Origin of the sequence: Roseicella frigidaeris, from assembly GCF_003258945.1 — a bacterium.
GTDB lineage: Bacteria > Pseudomonadota > Alphaproteobacteria > Acetobacterales > Acetobacteraceae > Paracraurococcus > Paracraurococcus frigidaeris.
This window is the reverse complement of sequence record NZ_QLIX01000003.1, coordinates 81,040-99,699: the sequence shown is the minus strand read 5'-3', so window position 1 is coordinate 99,699 and position 18,660 is coordinate 81,040. Positions and strand designations below refer to the sequence as shown.

15 protein-coding genes are annotated in these 18,660 nt (G+C 74.9%); 9 read left to right on the top strand and 6 right to left on the bottom strand.

Features of this window, described 5'->3' with window-relative positions; genetic code table 11:
* The first annotated feature begins 52 nt into the window (after positions 1-52).
* Positions 53-217 carry a hypothetical protein gene (locus tag DOO78_RS27385; protein ID WP_165838747.1) on the top strand — a complete coding sequence of 55 codons (165 nt, stop codon included), beginning with the start codon at positions 53-55 and terminating at the stop codon, positions 215-217.
* A 73-nt stretch (positions 218-290) separates the two neighbouring features.
* On the opposite strand, the gene DOO78_RS05850 is transcribed toward DOO78_RS27385, so the two are convergent.
* Entirely contained in the window at positions 291-788 is a 498-nt protein-coding gene (locus tag DOO78_RS05850) for a cupin domain-containing protein (RefSeq protein WP_111468811.1), read from the bottom strand.
* Between the two features lie 56 nt (positions 789-844).
* On the bottom strand, positions 845-1,855 hold the full coding sequence (gene cysK / locus DOO78_RS05845) for a cysteine synthase A (RefSeq protein ID WP_111468810.1): 1,011 nt from the start codon (positions 1,853-1,855) through the stop codon (positions 845-847).
* A 264-nt stretch (positions 1,856-2,119) separates the two neighbouring features.
* Here cysK and DOO78_RS05840 point away from each other — a divergent pair, with 264 nt between their 5' ends.
* From DOO78_RS05840 to DOO78_RS05820, 5 genes are all read left to right on the top strand, one after another.
* A complete protein-coding gene (locus DOO78_RS05840; protein ID WP_165838746.1) occupies positions 2,120-4,252 on the top strand; it encodes an acetate--CoA ligase family protein in 2,133 nt (710 codons plus the stop codon).
* On the top strand, positions 4,249-5,220 hold the full coding sequence (locus tag DOO78_RS05835; protein WP_111468808.1) for a Bug family tripartite tricarboxylate transporter substrate binding protein: 972 nt from the start codon (positions 4,249-4,251) through the stop codon (positions 5,218-5,220). The genes DOO78_RS05840 and DOO78_RS05835 overlap by 4 nt, the downstream gene beginning before the upstream one ends.
* A complete protein-coding gene (locus DOO78_RS05830; protein WP_111468807.1) occupies positions 5,217-5,960 on the top strand; it encodes an enoyl-CoA hydratase/isomerase family protein in 744 nt (247 codons plus the stop codon). The genes DOO78_RS05835 and DOO78_RS05830 overlap by 4 nt, the downstream gene beginning before the upstream one ends.
* Before the next feature lie 220 nt (positions 5,961-6,180).
* Positions 6,181-7,443, top strand: a complete 1,263-nt coding sequence (locus DOO78_RS05825; RefSeq protein WP_111468806.1) for a Zn-dependent hydrolase — start codon at positions 6,181-6,183, stop codon at positions 7,441-7,443.
* A gap of 72 nt (positions 7,444-7,515) precedes the next feature.
* Entirely contained in the window at positions 7,516-8,415 is a 900-nt protein-coding gene (locus tag DOO78_RS05820) for a polysaccharide deacetylase family protein (RefSeq protein WP_111468805.1), read from the top strand.
* Positions 8,416-8,519: 104 nt separating this feature from the next.
* Here DOO78_RS05820 and DOO78_RS05815 read toward each other — a convergent pair whose 3' ends face one another.
* From DOO78_RS05815 to DOO78_RS05800, 4 genes are all read right to left on the bottom strand, one after another.
* Entirely contained in the window at positions 8,520-9,443 is a 924-nt protein-coding gene (locus DOO78_RS05815) for a polysaccharide deacetylase family protein (protein ID WP_207802804.1), read from the bottom strand.
* A gap of 70 nt (positions 9,444-9,513) precedes the next feature.
* Entirely contained in the window at positions 9,514-12,423 is a 2,910-nt protein-coding gene (locus DOO78_RS05810) for a PAS-domain containing protein (RefSeq protein ID WP_111468804.1), read from the bottom strand.
* A gap of 6 nt (positions 12,424-12,429) precedes the next feature.
* Positions 12,430-13,548, bottom strand: a complete 1,119-nt coding sequence (locus DOO78_RS05805; protein ID WP_111468803.1) for a TRAP transporter substrate-binding protein — start codon at positions 13,546-13,548, stop codon at positions 12,430-12,432.
* Positions 13,549-13,788: 240 nt separating this feature from the next.
* Positions 13,789-14,787, bottom strand: coding sequence for an isopenicillin N synthase family dioxygenase (locus DOO78_RS05800; RefSeq protein WP_165838745.1), 999 nt, complete (start codon positions 14,785-14,787; stop codon positions 13,789-13,791).
* Positions 14,788-14,959: 172 nt separating this feature from the next.
* Between DOO78_RS05800 and DOO78_RS05795 the strand changes: the two genes are divergently transcribed.
* The 3 genes from DOO78_RS05795 (at position 14,960) to DOO78_RS05785 (ending at position 18,659) form a co-directional block, all read left to right on the top strand.
* Positions 14,960-16,738, top strand: a complete 1,779-nt coding sequence (locus tag DOO78_RS05795) for an ABC transporter transmembrane domain-containing protein (protein ID WP_243634414.1) — start codon at positions 14,960-14,962, stop codon at positions 16,736-16,738.
* 434 nt (positions 16,739-17,172) lie between these two features.
* Complete coding sequence (locus tag DOO78_RS05790; protein ID WP_243634437.1) at positions 17,173-17,643, top strand: (2Fe-2S)-binding protein; 471 nt, start codon at positions 17,173-17,175, stop codon at positions 17,641-17,643.
* Positions 17,643-18,659, top strand: a complete 1,017-nt coding sequence (locus tag DOO78_RS05785) for an FAD binding domain-containing protein (protein ID WP_111468799.1) — start codon at positions 17,643-17,645, stop codon at positions 18,657-18,659. Before DOO78_RS05790 ends, DOO78_RS05785 begins: the two co-directional genes overlap by 1 nt.
* Position 18,660: the final 1 nt, after the last annotated feature.

The following is an 18,660-nucleotide window of genomic DNA, read 5'->3' as shown; positions in this document are numbered from 1 at the left end:
GCCTATCCCTGCTTGTTGCCTGGAGCGCCGCCTGCCGCCGGGGCCGCCGGCGATGAGCCCGGCCCTGCTGCTCGCCCTGCCGCTGCCGCCGGTCGAGGCGGCGCTGCTGCTGACCTTCGCGGCCGCCCTCGCCCTCGCCGCCGCGGCGCCGGCCGAGCCGCCGCCCGACGAGGCGGTGACCACGGCCGCGATCTTCGCCCTGCACGGCTGCGTCTGAGCCAGCGGGGCCGCTCGCGCCGCCCCGCCGGCCTGTCATCCGGTCCGGCGATGCCGCCGGACGCGCATCGGCGTCAGACGCCGCCGGTCTTGTGGATCGGGTCGATCCAGAGCACCTGCTCCGGCTTCTCCACCGGCTCGATGTCGAGGTTCACCACCACCGCCTCGTTGTCGGAGCGGACGAGGACGCAGCGCAGCGTCTCGTCGGTGGAGGCGTTGATCTCCTGGTGCGGCACGAAGGGCGGGACGAAGATGAAGTCGCCCGGCCCGGCCTCGGCGACGAATTCCAGCTTCTCCCCCCAGCGCATGCGGGCGCGGCCGGAGACGATGTAGATCACGCTCTCCAGCTCGCCGTGGTGATGTGCCCCGGTCTTGGCGTTGGGGTGGATGTGCACCGTGCCGGCCCAGATCTTCTGCGCGCCCACGCGGGCGGCGTTGATCGCGGCGGCGCGGTTCATGCCCGGGGTCTGCGCGGTGTTGGTGTCGAGCTGGTCGCCCGGGATCACCCGCACGCCCGTGTGCTTCCAGCCATCGGGCGGGGCGTCGTGGCTGTGGTGGCCGTCATGCGGCATGGGCTGTCCTCCGGGATGCGGCCTCGCGGCCGGGATGCGGGCGGCCCCCCGCCAGCTCAGAGGCCGGCGAAGAGCTCGGTGGAGAGATAGCGCTCGGCGAAGGAGGGCGCGATCCCGACGACCAGGCCGCCGGGCATCTCGCGCGCCACCTGCAGCGCGGCGTGCAGCATGGCGCCGGAGGAGATGCCGACCGGCAGCCCCTCGAGCTGGGCGCAGCGCCGCGCCGCGGCGATGGCGTCCCGCTCGCCGACGCGGAGCACGGCATCGAGCCGCTCGAGGTCGAGCACCGTCGGCTTGAAGCCGGCGCCGATGCCCTGGATGCCGTGCGGCCCGGGTTCGTCGCCCGAGAGCACGGCGCTCTCGGCCGGCTCCACGCCGATCACCCGCAGCCCGGGCCGGCGCGGCTTCAGGGCGCGGGCGATGCCGGTGAGGGTGCCGCCGGTGCCGATGCCGCCGACGATGGCGTCGACCTGACCGGCGCTGTCTGCCCAGATCTCCTCGGCCGTGGTGCCGGCATGGATGTCGGGATTGGCGGGGTTGTCGAATTGCCGCGGCATCCAGGCGCCCGGCGTCGCCGCGACGATCGCCTCGGCCCGGGCGATGGCGCCCGCCATGCCGCGCCGCGCCGGCGTCAGCTCCACCTCGCCGCCCATCAGCCGGATCATCTTGCGCCGCTCGATGCTCGCGCCATCGGGCATGACGACGATCAGCCGGTAGCCCTTGGCGGCGGCGACGAAGGCCAGCGCGATGCCGGTATTGCCCGAGGTCGGCTCGACCAGGGTGGAGCGGCCGGGGGCGATCAGCCCCTCGCGCTCCGCCGCCTCGACCATGGCGAGACCGATGCGGTCCTTCACCGAGCCGAGCGGGTTGAAGAATTCCAGCTTGATCGCGAGGTCGGCCGCCAGCCCCTCCGCCGCCTTCAGCCGGCCGAGCCGCACCAGCGGCGTCGAGCCGACGATGTCGAGCACGCTGTCGTAGATCCGCCCATGCGCCGGCAGCGGCTCGGCCCCATGCGGGTCGGGGTCCGGGCGGGGGGCGCGTCGGGGCAGGGCGGGCGTGTCCGGCATGCGATTCCGCATATCACCCTTCGGGGCGGTGGATCAGAGGCCTCGAGCGGGAAAGTGAAGCCCCGCCGGGAAAAAACCCGCCCGGCGCTCGGGCGATGGCGCCGCCGCCCCCTGGTCCAAGGGCCCCGGTCTGGCCGGTCACCGCCGGCGCGTGCCAAGCTCCAGCGGCGCGCATCGCCGGCATCGAGCCGGCCGGTGCGCGCCGCACCGCGCAGGCGCCCGACGAAGGCAGCCCGCCATGGGGAAACAGCCGAGGCCATCGCCATGCCGCCCGCCCGCCTGCCGATCGCGCATATCGTCAACCCGCGCTCCGTCGCGGTCATCGGCGCCTCCGAGGATGTCGGGAAATTCGGCGGAAGGGTGATCCACTACCTGATCCGCCACGGCTATGCCGGCCGCCTGCTGCCGATCAACCCGAACCGCCCGGCGATCCGCGGCCTGACGGCCTGGCCCGGCATCGGCGCCGCGCCCGGGCCGGTGGATGTCGCGGTCCTCGCCGTCCCCGCCGCGCATCTGCTGCGCGAGATCGAGGCCTGCGCCGCGGCCGGGGTCGGCGCCTGCATCGTCATCACCGGCAAGCTCGCCGATGCCGGGCCCGAGGGGGCGGCGCTGGAGGCCCGGCTGCGGGCGGTCGCGGCCGCCGCCGGCATGCGCCTGGTCGGGCCGAACTGCCTCGGCCTGTTCAACGTCACCGACCGGGCCATGCTCTCCTCCTCCCTCGCCCTGGAGGTGGAGCGGCTGAAGCCCGGCGGCATCGGCATGGTCAGCCAGTCGGGCGCGCTGACGGGGGCGCTGGTCTCGCTCGGCCATCGGCACGGCGCCGGCTTCAGCCGCTGCATCTCGGTCGGCAACCAGGCCGATCTCGAGCTCTGCGACTTCCTCGACTACCTCGTCGAGGATCCGGCGACGCGCGTCATCACCCTCTACGTCGAGGGGCTGAAGGACCCGGCGCGCCTGGCGCCGCTGCTGCGCCGGGCGCGGGCCGCCGGCAAGCCGGTGCTCTGCGTCAAGGCCGGGCGCAGCGAGGCCGGGGCGCAGGCGGCGCGCAGCCACACGGCGAGCCTCGCCGGCAGCCATGCCGCCTTCGCTGCGGTCTGCCGTGCGGCGGGGGCGGTGCTGCTCGACGATCCCGCCATCATGGTGCTCGCCGCCGACATGCTGGACCGCCAGCCGCCGCTGCCGCGCCCGGGGATGGGCGTCGCCGTGGTCGCCTCCTCCGGCGGCAGCACGGTGACGACCACCGACATGCTGGCCGGCTTCGGCCTGCGCACGGCGCGGATGGGGCCGGCGACGCGGGCCGAGATGGCGCGCTGGATGCCGGAGAGCCATGTCCACCTGCCGCTCGACACCGGCAGCTTCCACGACAACACCAGCGAGGCGGCGCTGGCCGGGTGCCTGCGCGCCTTCATGGCCGATCCCGATATCGGCGCCGTGCTGGTGCCGATGACGACGCAGCCGGCCATGGCGCGGCGCGCCGCGCTGCTGCCGCCGCTGGCGCGCGAGGGCGGCCGGCCGCTGCTCTACGTGATGATGGCCGGCGAGGTGGGCGATGCCGCGCGGGCGGCGATGCAGGCGGCCGACTTCCCCTATTGCGACCATGTGGCGCAGGCGCTGGCGGTGCTGCGGGCGCTGGAGGCGGAGGCCGAGGGGCGTGACCGCCACGCCCTGCCGCCGCCGCAGCGCCCGCCCGGCGCCGGGCCGCTGGCAGGGCCGTTGCCAGAGGGAAGCGGCGCGGGGGCGCTGACCGAGGCGGAGACCAAGCGCCTCGTCGCCGCCTACGGCCTGCCGGTGACGCGCGAGGTCCTGGTCGCCACCGAGGCCGAGGCGGTGGCGGCGGCCGAGGCGATCGGCTTCCCGGTGGTGCTGAAGGGCGTCAGCCGGGCCGTGGTGCACAAGAGCGATCTCGGCCTGGTGCGGCTCGGCCTCGGCGATGCGGCTTCGGTGCGGGAGGCCTTCGCCGCGCTGCAGGCGGCGCCGGTGACGCTCGAAGGCGTGCTGGTGCAGGAGATGGCGCGCGGCGCGGCGGAGCTGATCCTCGGCGCCCGGCACGAGCCCGGGCTCGGCCCGCTGGTGCTGGTCGGCACCGGCGGCGTGCTGGTCGAGGTGCTGCGCGACGTGCAGCTCGCCCCGGCGCCGCTGCGGCCGGAGGATGCGATGGCGATGCTGCGCCGCCTCGGCCTCTGGCCGGTGCTCGAGGGCGTGCGCGGCCGGCCGCCGCTCGATGCCGCGGCGGCGGCCGAGGCGCTGGTGCGGCTCTCCTGGCTCGCCGCCGATCTCGGGCCGCGGCTGGTGGAGCTGGACCTCAACCCGCTGCTGCTGCGCGCCGATGGGCAGGGCTGCATCGCCGTCGATGCCCGGGCCACCTTGCAACCGGCGGATGCGGGAGGCGCGGCATGATCCGCCGCCGCCGGCTGCCGGCGCTGCTCGCCGCGCCCGGCCTGCTGCCGCGCCGCGCCGGCGCCCAAGGGGCCGCGGCCTGGCCGGAGCGGCCGATCACCCTCATCGTCCCCTATCCGCCGGGCGGCAGCACGGACAACGTGGCGCGGCCGATCCAGCAGCCGCTCTCGGCGGCGCTCGGCCAGAGCCTCGTCATCGAGAACCGCGGCGGCGCCGGAGGCTCCATCGGCGCCGCCGCGGTCGCCCAGGCCAGGCCCGATGGCCACACCCTGCTGGTCTGGCCGACGGCGGTGCTGACCATCAGCCCGCACATGCTGACGCTGCCCTACGACGCGGCGCGCGACTTCACGCCCATCGCCATGCTCGCCGTCTCCGACGGGGTGGTGGCGATGCATCCCTCGGTGCCGGTGCGGAGCATCCAGGCGCTCGTCGCCTATGCGAAGGCGCATCCCGGCCGGCTCCGCTTCAGCAGCGCCGGCAACGGCACCATCACCCAGATGACCGGCGAGATCTTCGCCCATGCCGCCGGGATCCGGCTGGAGCACATCCCCTATCGCGGCTCGGCGCCGGCGCTGACGGCGGTGCTGGCGGGCGATGTGGAGCTGCAATTCGACCCCACGGCCATCCCGGCGGTGAAGGATGGGCGGCTCATCGGCCTCGCCGCCACCGGCGAGACGCGCAGCCCGCAGCTACCCGACCTGCCGACGCTCCGCGAGCTCGGCTTCTATGGCGAGGGCGGGCTCTCCTTCTTCGGCCTCGCCGGCCCGGCCGGGCTGCCGCCGGCGATCGTCGCGCGGCTGGTCGCGGCGCTCGGGCCGGTGCTGGCCCTGCCGGAGGTGGCGCGCGCCATGGCGCCGGTCGGGCTGCGGCCGCATCTCGAGGCGGGCGAGGATTTCGCCCGGCGGATCACGCAGGACCGCGCCCTGTTCGGCGCGGCGGTGCAACGGACGGGAGCGAGCGTGCAATGAGCTACGAGCACATCAAGGTCTGGGAGGAGGGCCCGGTCACGGTCGTGGCGCTGAACCGGCCGGAGAAGGGGAACGCCATCTCGAAGCGGATGGCCGAGGAGGTGCAGGCGGCGATGACGGATTTCGCCGCCTCCGACCAGCGGGTGGCGGTGCTGACGGCGATGGGCAACAAGGCCTTCTCCTTCGGCGCCGACGTGACCGAGCCGCCGGAACTCTGGCGGGCGGTGCCGAATTCCGGCTGGCAGACCGACAAGCCGCTGATCGCGGCGGTGGAGGGCTGGTGCATCGGCGGCGCGCTGGTGCTGGCGATGATGGCCGATCTCGCGGTCTGCGGCAGCACCGCGCGCTTCTACTACCCGGAGGCGAAGATCGGCCTGACGGGTGGCATGATCGCGGCGCTGCCCTCGCGCATCCCGCACAAGATCGCCATGGAGATGATGCTGCTCTGCCGCGTCTTCGAGGCGGAGCGGGCCGAGCGGGTCGGGCTGGTGAACGAGGTGGTGCCCGAGGGCGGGGCGCTGGCCCGGGCGATCGAATGGGGCAAGGAGATGGCCGGCTTCGCGCCGCTCGTCACCGGCACGCTGAAGCGCATGGTGCTGGACGACATCCTGCCGGCCGGCCCCTCCGAGAAATGGGCGCGGCACGGGGCGCGGCTGGCGGGCATCCGGGAGTCGGAGGATTTCCGCGAGGGCGCGGCGGCCTTCCGCGAGAAGCGGGCGCCGCAATTCCGCGGACGATAGGTATTCCCCACGGCGTCGCTGCGCGCCGCCGCGGGGGACCCGTGTTTGCCCCGGGCCCCGGGAGCCGTCACGGCCTGCCGAGGCGAAGCCTCGGCAGGGCAACGGGTGGTGGCGGACGTTCCCGCAACCCGGCGCCGGGGTGGCCGCCCGCGCATTGCGCCTCGTCCCGCCCGGCGCCACAAGGGCGGGATCGGAAGCGGCGGGGCGCCGAGGGGGAGTCATGGCGGCGGATGCGGCGGTGCGGCTGGCGGAACTGGTCTTCGCGGCCCTGCGCGAGGCCTCGGAGGATCCGCCCGGCGTCAGCCGCGCCAGCTATGGCGAGGGCGAGCGGGCGGCGCATGCCATCTGCCGCGCCGCCGCCGAGGCCATCGGGCTGGAGGTGGAGGCCGACCCGGTCGGCACCCTGTCGATGACCCTGCCGGGGATGAACCGCGACCTGCCGCCGGTCGTCATCGGCTCGCATCTCGATGCCGTGCCGCATGGCGGCAATTTCGACGGCGCCGCCGGCGTGGTGATGGGCCTGGCCCTGGCCGCGCGGCTGCGCCGGGAGGGCCGCCTGCTGCCGCGCGACCTGGTGGTGCTCGGCATCCGCGCCGAGGAGATGTGCTGGTTCCCCATGCTCTATCTCGGCAGCCGCGCCGCCTTCGGCCTGCTGCCGCCGGAGGCGCCCGACACGCTGCGGCGGACCGACAGCGGCCGGACGCTGGCCGAGCACATGGCGGAGGAGGGGTTCGACCCGGACTTCATCCGCCAGTCCCGCGCCTCGCTCGACCCCGCCTTCATCCATGCCTTCCTCGAGCCGCATATCGAGCAGGGGCCGGTGCTGGTGGAGGCCGGATTGCCGGCGGCGATCGTCACCGGCATCCGCGGCAGCGTGCGCTTCCGGCACGGCCGGGCACGCGGCGCCTGGGCGCATGCCGGGGCGGTGCCGCGGCAGGGGCGGCGCGACGCGGTGCTGGCGGTCGCGCATCTGGCCGGGGCGCTGGAGCGCTTCTGGACCGAGGCCGAGGCCGAGGGGCGCGACCTGGTGCTGACCATGGGCGAGGTCTCGACCGACCCGGCGATGCACGGGCCGACCAAGGTGCCGGGCGAGGTCGCCTTCACCCTCGACATCCGCAGCGAGGATGCCGCGGTGCTGCAGGATGTCGAGGCGCTGCTGCAGGAGGAGGCGGCCGAGGCCGCCGCCGGGCGCGGCGTGGCGCTCGAGACCGGGCCGCGGCTCTACGTGCCGCCGGCGATCATGGATGCGCGGCTGCGCGCGGCGCTGGCCGAGGGCGCGGCGGCGGCCGGCGTGCCGGTGATGAGCATGGCCTCCGGCGCCGGGCATGACGCGCTGACCTTCGCCGGGCTCGGCGTGCCGACGGCGATGCTGTTCATCCGCAACGAGAATGGCAGCCACAACCCGGCCGAGGCGATGGCGATGGCGGATTTCGCCGCCGCGCTGGACGTGCTGGCGGCCGCGATCGGGCCCATCGCGGCCTGATCCTTGCAGGCCAGGGCGCGAAGCAGGCCGCGGCAGCGAACAGGCCTGCCGCGATCGAGAGGGAATGCCCGCATGCGCCGTGACCTGACCGGCTATGGCCTCGCCCCGCCGCGCCTCGCCTGGCCGGGGGGCGCGAAGCTCGCCGTCTCCCTGGTGGTGAATTACGAGGAGGGGGCGGAGATGGCCGTGGAGGCCGGCGACCCGGAGAACGAGCGCATCGGCGAGGTGGTCAGCGTGGTGCCGCCGGGCCGCCGCGATCTCGGGCAGGAGGGGATCTTCGCCTATGGCACCCGCGCCGGCCTCGGCCGCTTCCTCGACGCCTTCGACCGGCATGGGGTGAAGGCCACCTGGTTCATGTGCGGCCGGGCGGTGGAGCGCACGCCCGAGCTCGCGCGGGCCTGCGTCGCGCGCGGGCACGAGGCGGCGAACCATGGCTGGGTCTGGCGGCCGCATGCCGACTATCCGAGCCGCGAGGCGGAGGAGGCGGGGCTGCTGCGCGCGACCGAGGCGATCGCCGCGGCGACCGGGGAGCGGCCGGTCGGCTTCTTCTGCCGCGGCAGCGCCAGCCCCTGGACCCGCGAATTGCTGGCGCGGCACGCCTATCTCTACGACAGCAACGCCTTCGACGACGACCTGCCCTATTGGGACCGGGCGGTGCCGGGCGGGCCGATGCTGGTGCTGCCCTACGCGCTCGACTGCAACGACATGAAATTCTTCCACCCCAACGGCTTCGTCCTGCCGCAGCATTTCGTCGACTATGCCGAGGCGGCGATCGACCAGCTGATCGAGGAGGGCGAGCGGGGGGTGCCGAAGCTGCTCAATATCGGCCTGCACCTGCGCATCTGCGGCCGGCCGGCGCGCTTCCGGGCGGTCGAGGGCATCCTGCGGCTGCTCGCGGCACGGCGCGACGCGGTCTGGGTGGCGCGGCGGCGCGACATCGCGGCGGCGGCGCGGGCGCAACTGCCGGCCTGACGCCGGCGCGCGCGCAACGGCCGGCGTGACGCCGGCGCGGGCGCGACGGCCGGCGTGACGCCGGCAGGGGCGGGGGCGGGGGCGCGGCCGCGGGGCGGGGCGCCTCAGCCCGGCAGGCCGGAGAGCGCCCGCCAGTGCCGCGCGATGTCCATCCGCCGGGCGATCCAGACGCCCGGCGCCTGGGTGACGTGTTCGAGCAGCCGCTCCAGGCCGCGGATGCGCCCGGGCCGGCCGATGGTGCGTAGATGCAGCCCGACCGACATCATCCGCGGCGTCGCCTGCCCCTCGCGCAGCAGCCAGTCGAAGGCGCCGATGCAGTAGTCGGAGAAGTCCTCGGCCTGCACGAAGCCCTGGCCGGGGGCGAAGCGCATGTCGTTGGTGTCGAAGGCATAGGGCAGGATGACATGCGGCCGGCCCGCCACCTGCACCAGCCGCGGCAGGTCGTCGTCATAGGCATCCGAATCGTAGAGGAAGCCGCCCTCCTCGGCGAGCAGCCGGCGGGTGTTGACCGAGGCGGCCGATTTGGTGTGCCAGCCGACCGGCCGCGTGCCCGCCGCCGCGGCGAGCGCCGCGACGGTGCGGGCGATCACCGCCCGCTCGGTCGCCTCCGGCATGCCGGCATGCATCTCCCAGCGCCAGCCATGCGCGCTCACCTCGTGCCCCGCCGCGGCCGGGGCGGCGGCGAGGGTCGGCGTCGCGGCGACGGCGCGGCCGCAGCAGGAGAAGGTGGCGCGCACCCCGAAGCGCTGCAGCAGGTCGAGGACCCGCCACAGCCCGACCCGGGCGCCATAGGCGAATTGCGTCTCCATGCAGGGATCGGGCGCGCCCTCGATGAGCTGGCGGGTCTCCGGGATGGCCTCGTTGCGCTCGTCGCCGCTGGCGATCGACAGCTCGGCCCCCTCCTCGACATTGACGACGAAGGAGAGGGCGAGCCGCGCCCCCTCGGGCCAGCGCGGGTCGGGCGGCGTGCGGCCATAGCCGGCGAGGTCGCGGTCGGGCGGCGGCATGCCGCCGGGCAGTTCGGTCATGCGGGCCTCCGCCGGTGCTGGCGCCGGGGCTCGCAAGCGGCGTGCCAGCCCGGGCGGCGCCGACAATGCTTTAATGCGCGGCGGCGACCGGCGCCGCGCCGTCATCCGCCGCGGCGGTCTCGAGCGCGGCGATCGTCTCCACCGCCACCGCGAGCACGGCCTCGCGCTGCCGGTGCGCCTCCTCGGTCGAGATCCGCGTGGCCTCGCTCTGCAGATGGCGCGCCGCCAGGGCCAGGCGGGCCGCGCCGAGCGTCGCCGCGGCCCCGGCCAGGCGGTGCACCGCCGGCACCAGGCGCTCGGGCATCACCAGCTCGGCCTGCCGCAGCGCCTCGGTGGCGGCGCGCAGCTCGCGCAGGAACTCGACGAAGAGGCCGCGCTCCGCCTCGGGGTCGAGGCCGGGCACCGCCAGCGAGGTCGCGCCGCGGCGCTGCAGCAGCGGCGTCTCCCCGAGGCGCGGGGCCGGGGCGGCGTCGGCCGGGGGCGGCGGCGCCTCGCCGGTCAGCCGCGCCAGCATGGCGACCAGCGCCTCGCGCTCGATCGGCTTGGCGAGATGCGCATCCATCCCGGCCTCGCGGCAGGCCGCGATGTCCTCGCTGAAGGCGCTCGCGGTCACTGCCAGGATCGGCACCCGGCTGGCCGGCCCGGGCAGGGCGCGGATGCGGCGCGTCGCCTCGAGCCCGTCCATGCCGGGCATCATCACGTCCATCAGCACCAGGTCGATCGGCGGCCCGGCCGGCGGGGCGCGCAGCGTCTCGACCGCCATCGCCCCGTCGCTGACGCATTGCGTGGTGTGGCCGGCGGATTCCAGCAGGGCGCGGGCGACCGCGAGGTTCGCCGGCACGTCGTCGGCGACCAGCACGTGCAGCCGGCGGCGCGGCAGCCCCGCCGGCGCCTCCCGCGCCACCGCCCGGGCCCGCAGCGGGCGCAGCCGCAGCTCGACCCAGAAGACCGCGCCGGTGCCGGTGGGCGAGGCGGCATGCGCCTCGCAGCCGATGCTGCCGCCCATCTGGCCGGCGATGCCCGCGGCGATGGCGAGGCCGAGGCCGGTGCCGCCGGCGCGGCCATGGTCGAGCTGCACGAAGTCGCCGAAGATGGCGCGGCGCTCGGCCTCCGGCACGCCCGGGCCGGTGTCGCGCACCTCGATCCGCAGCGGCACCAGGCCATCCTCGCCGGCCACGCCGAGCGGCCAGGCGGCGAGCTCGACCCGGCCGCCGGGTGGGGTGAATTTCACCGCGTTGGAGAGCAGGTTCAGCACCAGCTGCCGCAGCCGCGTCTGGTCGGTCTCGACCAGCGGCGGCAGCGAGGGCGCCAGGTCGAGGGCGATCGTCACCTGCTTCTCCACCGCCGCCTGGCGCACCAGCGTGGCGCAGTCGCCGAGCAGGTCGGGCAGCTCGGCGGCGGTGAGGCGCAGTTCCAGCCGGCCGGCCTCGACCTTGGCGAGGTCGAGGACGTCGTTCGCCACCGAGACCAGGTGCCGCCCGGCCGATTCCAGGGTCTCCGCCCGGGCGCGCTGCTCGCCCGAGAGCGCCGGGTCGCGCGCCAGCACCTGGGCGAGGCCGAGCACGCCGTTCAGCGGGGTGCGCAGCTCGTGGCTCATCCGGGCGAGGAAGCGGGACTTCGCCTCGGTCGCCGCCGCGGCGGTGTCCCGCGCCAGGGCGAGGTCGGCCATGGCGTGCTTGAGCGCGGTGATGTCGGTGCGGATGCCGACCGTGCCGCCGCCCGGCGTGCTGCGCTCGGTCACCAGCACCCAGCGGCCATCCGGCAGCAGCCGCTCCATGCTCGGGTGGTTGCCGCGGTGCCAGGCCTTGGTGTCGGCGACGAAGGCCTCGATGTCGTCGCCCGCCTGCGGGTACTGGCCGCGCCGCGCCCCCTCGCGGATGATGTCCTCGAAGCGCGCATTGGGCACGATGAAGGGGGCGCTGACGGCGTAGAGGTCGCGGTAGCGCTGGTTGCAGATGACCAGGCGGTCATCGGCGTCGAACATGACGAAGCCGTCCGGCAGGCTCTCGATCGCGCTCTCGAGCAGGCCGCGGGCGGCGGCGCGCTCCGCCTCGATCCGCTCGCGCTGCCGCAGGGCGAGATGCAGGGCGAGGCCGAGGGCGCCGATCAGCAGGATGGAGCCGAAGGCGATGAGGTGCAGGCGCTGGCGGTCCTGCTCGTAGCCGGCATAGGCCGCCGTCGCCTCGAGGCTGGCGACCACCTGGATGTCGCGGTAGAGGGTCGGCCGCACGGCGGCCAGCACCCGCTCGTCGGTGAAGCGGCCGCCGATCTCGGTGGCGCTGCCATCCTGCGGCAGGCTGGCGTCGAGTGGCCGGAGGGTGCGGCCGATGCGCGTCTCGTCATGCGGCAGGCTGGCGAGGAGCTGGGCGTTGACCCGCTCGACCGCGATGCGCAGGCCCGGCAGCTCGCCGACCGGGGAGAGCATGGTGGTGACGAGGGAGGTCGGCACCTCCGCCGCCGCGACCAGCGTCGGCCCGCCCGGCAGCTCGAGCGCGCGCAGGAAGAACAGCGTCCATTCGCCCGTGTTCGTGCTGCGGATCGGGCCGCTGATCACCGCCGCGCCGCTGCCGCGCGCCTCGGCCAGCCGCTCGGGATCGATCGGCGGCGGGCGGTTGCGCGAGCCGGCCAGCGCCGTGGCCCAGGGGCGGCCATCCGGCTGCAGCAGCATCAGGTCGCGGAAATTGAGGTTCTGGAAGTTCAGCTCCCGCAGCATCCGGTTGGCGGCGCCGGGCTCGACCTTGCCGTCCCGGCCGAGCTGGCCGATGAGCGGCGTGAGGCCGGCCAGCATCCCGTCCACGGCGAGGAAGTGCCGGTTCACCGTGCTCTCGGCCACCCGCGCGACGCGCTCGACCGTCTGCATGCCGGTCCGCCGGGCGCTGTCCTCCAGCCGGTTCAGCAGCAGGCTGGTGCCCACGAAGATCGTGAGCAGCAGCAGGCCGCAGGACAGGGTGACCGCGAGGCGGAGGCGGTGGACCAGCATGCGGGATCAGTCCACTCTCGCATAGACGCCGCGGGCCTTGCCCATGATGCTGTTCCAGGTCTCGGCGCAGTCGGCGCCGCAGCGCTGCACCCAGGCGGGCAGCACGGTGTCGGTGATCCATTGCAGGCGGCGCCGCTGCTCGTCGGGACGGTCCTCGACCACCGTCATCTGGCCGCGGGTGCCGGCGATGCAGCCCGGCCGGCCGGCATTGCAGAGCAGCCCCTCCTCGGTCTCCTGCGCCGCGCCCTCCCAGATCTCCTGCTGCAAGCCGGCGAGCCCCTGCTGGATGGCCTCGCGCGCCGCCTCGGGCAGGGCCATCCAGGCGCGCTCGTTGGCGGCGAAGATCGAGGTGCCCCAGCTGATGGCCGTGCGCGAGACATGCGTCGTCACCTCCTGCAGGCCGATGGCGTTGCCCGAGAGGGTGCCGGTGATGGCGCAGTGCACGATGCCGGTGCGGATCGAGGGGACGATCGAGGCGAAGGGGGTGACGACCGGCGTGGCGCCGAGCGCCTCCATCAGCTCCGACTGGCCGACCGAGGAGACGCGCACGCGCCGCCCGGCCAGGTCGCTGAGGCCGCCGAAGGGCTTCTGGCAGAACATCACCTGCGCCGGGTAGGTGTAGATGGCGAGCAGCCGGACCCCGTAGCGCTCGCGCAGCAGCTGCTCCAGCCGCGGCCGCCAGAGCCGCTCGGTCTGCCGCAGCGTGGCGATGTCCGGGTTGAGCATCGGCAGGTCGAGGGCGTTCAGCTCCGGCTCGTCCGCCGCGGCGAGGGCGAGCAGCACGGTGCCGAAGGGCACCACGCCGAGCCGGATGAGCTGCAGCATCTCCTGGCCGCGGATGCCGCTGCGGTCGAAGGGCGCGATCTCCGCCTGCACGCGGCCATTGGTGAGACCGGGCAGGCGCTCGGTCCAGAAGGGCTCCTCGTAGCGGACATACTGGCTGACCGAGGCGAGGCCGCCCACCACCTTGATGCGGATCGGCGGGTCCTCCGCCGCCGCCGGCAGGCCGCCGAGCAGGCCGAGGCCGAGCAGCAGGGCGGCCGCCCGTCGCAGGCGACGGGCAGGGGCCAGGCGCCGCGCGCGGCGGCGCGGCGATGGCGGGCAATCGGCAGGCAGCTCCGTCATCCGTTCGCGTCCCCGTGCCGGAAGGCATAACGCCATGACGCGATGGAGTATCACGCTTGCCCCACATAAACCAGAAGGTTGTGACAGGGCCCCAACCTGGCCCGGTTGGGGCCCTGCCAGCGGCCGCCCTGCGCCGAGGCCCGGGGACCGCGTCATGGGGGCCATCCAAGCAGGATGGCCCGCCCCAGGCTTCTGGTTTCTTGATGCCGGCGGCGTGAGGCGCGCCGCCCGCCGCCGGCATCAGGCGCCCTGCAGCGCCACCCCGGCGGCGGCGCCGCCGCGCTGGTCGTAATTCGCCCCCGAATACTCGGTCATGAACTGCCCATAGGTGAAGGGCGGGTAGCGCGGCGGGTTGTCCGGCGTCACACAGGTGGGGATGGGGGCCATCTCCGCGTCGTAGTCGCAATCCATGAAGAAGGGGATGGCGTAGCGCTCCTGCCCGGAGCGGTTGGTGACGCGGTGCGGCGTGGCGAGGAAGACGTGGTTGGTCCAGCGCCGCAGCATCATGCCGCCATTGACGAGGAAGGCGCCCGCCGGCGCCGGCGCGTCGATCCAGCGGCCGTCCGGCAGGCGGAGCGACAGGCCCGGCACCCGGTTCTGCGCCAGGATGGTCATGAAGGAGGTGTCGGCATGCGGCGCGAGGCCCCATTCGTCCGCCGCCGCGGTCGGCGCCTGCTGCGGGTAGTGGGTCATGCGCAGGGTGAACATCGGCTCGCGGAACTTGTCGTCGAACCAGTCATGCGGCAGGCCGAGCGCGGCGGCGTAGATCGGCACCAGCCGCCGGCCCAGCCCCTCCATCGCCGCGGCGTAGTCGAGCGCCACCTCGCGGAAGCCGGGCAGCGCCGCCGGCCAGCGGTTCACCCCGCGGAAGCGCCGGCCGGCCAGCACGTCCGGATGGTCCGGCGGCAGCTCGCGCTTGAAGAAGACCGCCTCGTTGGCGTTCGGCTTCTTGACGCCCTCGACCGCGTTCATCCGCGTGGTGTTGCCGCGGAAGGGCAGGTAGCCCTGGTTGTGCTCGTTGAAGGGGAGGGCGAGCTTCGCCTCCAGCGGCTGGGCGTGGAAGCGGGCCGCGGCGGCGAAGGCGGCCTCGACCAGCGCCTCCGGCACGCCGGTGTTGCGCACGAAGTAGAAGCCCACCTCGGTGAAGGCGCGGCGAAGCTGGGCGCCGAGCGCCTCGAGGGCGCCCGGCCTGCCCTCCCGCAGCGGGGCGAGGTCGAGGATCGGGATTTCGTCGGCCATGATCGGGCTCCGTGACAGCACGGACGGGAAGCCTAGGCAGGGTTGCGCCGGGCGCCAACCGGGCTCTTGCGCCGCAGCATGGCCGGGTCGATGCCGAGGCGATGCCGGGGCCGGGCCTGGACCGGCGCCGCGCCGCGCCGGCATGATCGCCGCCGGCAGGCGGGGGGATGGCGTGGCGGAGGCAAGCGGAGGGCGCGGCAGGCCCGCGCGACTGGCCACGCTGCGCCGGCTGCTGCCCTATCTCCGGCCCTATCGCGGGCGGGTGGCGCTGGCCGGCCTCTTCCTGGTGCTGGCCTCCGCCCTGGTGCTCGGCATCGGCCAGGGCGTGCGCCAGCTCGTCGATCGCGGCTTCGCCGCCGGCGACGCCGCGGCGCTCGACCGCACGACGCTGCTCCTGCTCGGCGTCGTCACCGGCTTCGCGCTGACCAGCGCCACCCGCTACTGGCTGGTCTCCTGGCTCGGCGAGCGGGTGGCGGGCGACCTCCGGCGCGAGGTCTTCGACCATGTGCTCGGCCTCTCGCCCGCCTGGTTCGAGACGGCGCGCACCGGCGACATCCTCTCGCGCCTCGTCGCCGACGTGACGCTGCTGCAATCGCTCATCGGCTCGGCCGTCTCGCTCGGGCTGCGCAACCTGATGACCGGGTTCGGCGCCTTCGGCATGCTGCTGGTGATCAGCCCGAAGCTCGCCGGCGTGGTGGCGCTGGTGCTGCCGCTGGTGCTGGGGCCGATGGTGCTGTTCGGCCGGCGCGAGAAGCGCCTATCCCGTGCCGCGCAGGACCGCATCGCCGATCTCGGCGACCAGGCGGAGGAGGTGCTGGCGGGGCTGCGCACCGTGCAGGCCTTCACCTTCGAGCCGGAGGCGCGCGCTCGCTTCGCCGGGCGGGTGGAGCGCTCGGTCGCCGCCGCCATGCGGCGGATCGGCAGCCGCTCGCTGTTCAACCTGGTCGTCATCCTGCTCGGCTTCGGCGCCGTGGTCTTCGGCCTGTGGATCGGCGGGCGGGACGTGATCGCCGGGCGGATGACGCCGGGCGAGCTCTCGGCCTTCGTGCTCTACGCCGTGCTGCTGGCCAGCGCCGGCGCCTCGCTCAGCGAGGTCTGGGGCGAGGTGCAGCGCGCCGCCGGCGCCGCCGGGCGGGTGCTCGACCTGCTGGCGGTGCGGCCCACCATCGCCGCGCCGCCGGCGCCGCTCCTGCTGCCGGGCCCGCCGCGCGGGCGCATCGCCTTCGAGGGCGTGACCTTCGCCTATCCGGCGCGGCCCGATCTGCCCTCGCTGCACGACATCTCCTTCGCCGTCGCGCCGGGCGAGACGGTGGCGCTGGTCGGCCCCTCCGGCGCCGGCAAGACGACGGTGCTGGAATTGCTGCTGCGCTTCTACGACCCGCAGCAGGGGCGCATCACCTTCGATGGCGTCGACATCGCCCGGGTCGATCCGGCGGCGCTGCGGGCGCGGCTCGGGCTGGTGCCGCAGGACCCCGTCATCTTCTCCGCCGATGCATGGGAGAACATCCGCATCGGCCGCCCGGGCGCGAGCGAGGCGGCGGTGCGGGCGGCGGCGCGGGCCGCCGCGGCCGAGGGCTTCCTCGACGCGCTGCCGCAGGGCTTCGCCAGCTTCCTCGGCGCCAAGGGGGTGATGCTCTCGGGCGGGCAGCGGCAACGCCTGGCCATCGCCCGCGCCATCCTGCGCGACCCGGCGGCGCTGCTGCTCGACGAGGCGACGAGCGCGCTGGATGCGGAATCCGAGCAGCTCGTGCAGCAGGCGCTGGCGGTGGCCGCCCGCGGCCGCACGGTGCTGGTGGTGGCGCACCGGCTGGCGACGGTGCGCCGCGCCGACCGCATCCTGGTGCTCGACCGGGGGCGGATCGTCGCCAGCGGCACGCATGCGGCGCTGGTGCGCGAGGGCGGCCTCTATGCCCGCCTCGCCGCGCTGCAATTCGGCACCGGGACGGGCTGATACGAACGGCATGAATGGACCATTCATGCCGAGCGCCCGAACGGGCGCCGCGGCTTATGCCGCGAAGCCAAGGTTTGCGGAGCAAACCGCCCGGCGACTGAGGGGCCGGTGATGGATCACCAGCAACGGCCGTTCGTATGAGGGCGCCCCGCGAAACCGCGTCGCGGCGATAGCGGCGCCCCGAACGCCGTCGCCCGCGCAAGCCTTGCCGCCGCCGGCAGCGGCGCGCGCCGGCCGATCGGCGGGGGCGCGGAACCGCGCCCTGCCTCGGCTGTTGCCATCCACGCCTACCGACATCGCCGGAGCATCGCATGACACCGCCGAACCGCGACCTCGGCCGTCGCGGCCTGCTCGGCGCGGGCGCCGCCACGGCCGCGCTCCCGCTTCCCTCCGGCCCGACCCAGGCGGCCGTGCCGCCGCAGCAGAGGCCCGACATGACGCTCACTCTCCGCATCAACGGCAAGGCGCATCCGCTGACGCTCGCCCCCCGCGTCACGCTGCTGGATGCGCTGCGCGAGCATCTCGCCCTCATCGGCGCCAAGAAGGGCTGCGACCAGGGGCAGTGCGGCGCCTGCACCGTGCTGATCGACGGCCATCGCGTGCTCTCCTGCCTCACCCTGGCGGCCACGGCCGAGGGGCGCGAGATCACCACCATCGAGGGCTTGGCCGGACCGGACGGCGCGTTGCACCCGATGCAGCAGGCCTTCCTCGAGCAGGACGCCTTCCAGTGCGGCTACTGCACGCCGGGGCAGATCCTCTCGGCCATCGGCTGCGTGCGCGAGGGCCATGCCGAGCGACCCGAGGACATCCGCGAATACATGAGCGGCAATCTCTGCCGCTGCGCCGCCTATCCGAACATCGTCGCCGCCATCGAGCAGGCGAAGCCGCGGATGGAGCGCGCCTGATGCGGCCCTTCGCCTTCGAGCGGGCGCCCGACCTGGCGGCGGCGCAGCGCGTGGTGGCCCTCTCCGCCAGCAGCCGGGCCGAGACGGTGCCGGCGATGCTGCTCGCCGGCGGCACCACCCTGCTCGACCTGATGAAGCTCGACGTGCTGCGGCCCGAGCGCGTGGTCGACATCAACGCCCTTGCCGGGCGCTTCGGCGGCGTCGCGGCCGAGCCGGCGGGGCTCCGCCTCGGCGCGCTGGCCCGCATGGCGCAGGTGGCCGACGATGCCGGGGTGCGGCGCGACTATCCGGTGATCGCCGAGAGCCTGGCGCTCGCCGCCAGCGCCCAGCTCCGCAACATGGCGAGCCTCGGCGGCAACGTGCTGCAGCGCACCCGCTGCAGCTATTTCCGCGATGTCAGCCACGCCGCCTGCAACAAGCGCAACCCGGGCTCCGGCTGCGCCGCGCTCGGCGGCTGCAACCGGCAGCACGCCGTGCTCGGCACCAGCGACCACTGCATCGCCACCTATCCCGGCGACTTCGCCCAGGCGCTCGTCGCGCTCGATGCCGTGGTGGAGATCGAGGGGCCGCAGGGCGCCCGCCGCCTGCCCTTCGCCGGGCTGCACCGCCTGCCGGGCGACCGGCCGGACGAGGAGACGGTGCTGCGGCCGGGCGAGATCATCGCCGGCTTCCTGGTGCCGGCCGGGCCCTGGGCGCGGCGCTCGCGCTACGTGAAGGTGCGCGACCGCGAGAGCTACGCCTTCGCCGCCGCCTCCGCCGCCGTCGCGCTCGACCTCGATGGCGACCGGGTGCGGGAGGCGCGGATCGCCCTCGGCGGCGTCGCCACCATCCCCTGGCGGGCGCGGGAGGCCGAGGCGGCGCTGGCTGGCCAGGTGCTGGACGAGGCGGGCGCCGAGCGCGCCGCCGCGGCCGCCTTCCGCGAGGCCAGGACGCATGGCGACAACGACCACAAGCCCGAGCTCGGCCGCCGCACCCTGGTGCGGGCGCTGCTCGAGGCGGCGCGGATGGAGATCTGAG